Source organism: Rhodococcus sp. LB1 (assembly GCF_001583455.1).
GTDB classification, from domain to species: domain Bacteria; phylum Actinomycetota; class Actinomycetes; order Mycobacteriales; family Mycobacteriaceae; genus Rhodococcus_F; species Rhodococcus_F opacus.
Window position 1 is genome coordinate 1 of sequence record NZ_LTCZ01000185.1, and the last position, 1,153, is coordinate 1,153.

Sequence of the window (1,153 nt, forward strand, 5' to 3'; positions counted from 1 at the left end):
TGGTCGTCGGGTCCGAACAGACCCCAGGACGAGCCCGGGGGCGCGTCGGTTCGGGTGAGCAGTTCCCGGTAGCAGGGGTAGTTGCTGCCACGGGATGGAGCGCTGTGTTCGTCGATGTTCACTGGAACGCCTTCCGCGAGTGGGGGTGAGCGTCGCTGCTGTTGCCGTTGCCGGGGGTGGTGCGGGTCGGCTCGATGGTGACGGCCGGTGAGTTGCCGGCATGGGCGGCGCGGAGCAGGGCAGTCAGATCATCGGCGGTGACCGGGCGGGGGTTGGATGGGGGGATGACGGGCAGGATCAGTTCCACGGCCTCGGGAATGTCCTGCTCGGTCAGTCCGTAGTCCTTCAGTGCGGTCGGTGCGTGAAGCTCGGCTTGGAGGGCGCCGAGTCCGGTGACCGCGGAGGGCGCGTCGAACGCGGTCGCGATCCTGTTCTCGAGGTCGGGCACCGCGGGGGCGTTGAAGGCCAGCACGTGGGGCAGGACGATCGTATGAGTCTGCGCGTGCGGCAGGTCGTAGGCGCCGCCGAGGACGTGGCAGATCTTGTGGTGCAGGCCCGATCCGGCGGAGGTGAAAGCGACCCCGGCCAGGTACGCCCCGTAGAGGACCTGTTCGCGACCGGGCAGTCCGCGGGGATCGGCGTTCACGGTCGGGAGTCCGGCGGCGAGAGCACGGATGCCTTCGCCCGCCAGAGCCCGGTTGATCGGATCTGCCCGGGGCCCCCACATGGCGTCGATGCAGTGGGCGAGCCCGTTCATCCCCGATGCCACCGACAGGTCCACGGGCAGTGACAGGGTCAGGTTGGCGTCGTAGATGACTGTGGTGGGGAGCACCGTGTCGTCGACCCCGGTGGTCTTGCGGGATTGTTCGGTCAGCCCCCAGACGTTGGTGGCCTCGGAACCGGAGTAGGTGGTGGGCACCGCGATGATCGGGATTCCGGTGACCATGGCGACTGCCTTGGCCAGCCCGGTCGTCGACCCTCCGCCCACGCAGACGAGGACGTCGATGTCGTGCTGCACGGCGATGCTGCGCGCGGTGTTCGCCTTGTCGATGGGGACATGCGGGGCGACGTCGTGGTGATTCACCGTCACTCCGATCTGGCGGGTCACCTCGCCGGCGGTGGATGCTTCGGACGCACTGGAGATCACCATGAC

General features: G+C 68.4%; 1 protein-coding gene. It reads right to left on the reverse strand.

Features of this window, described 5'->3' with window-relative positions:
- Positions 1-118: 118 nt before the first annotated feature.
- On the reverse strand, positions 119-1,153 hold a 1,035-nt coding region (locus AZG88_RS24130; protein ID WP_156517604.1), incomplete at its 5' end, for a maleylacetate reductase.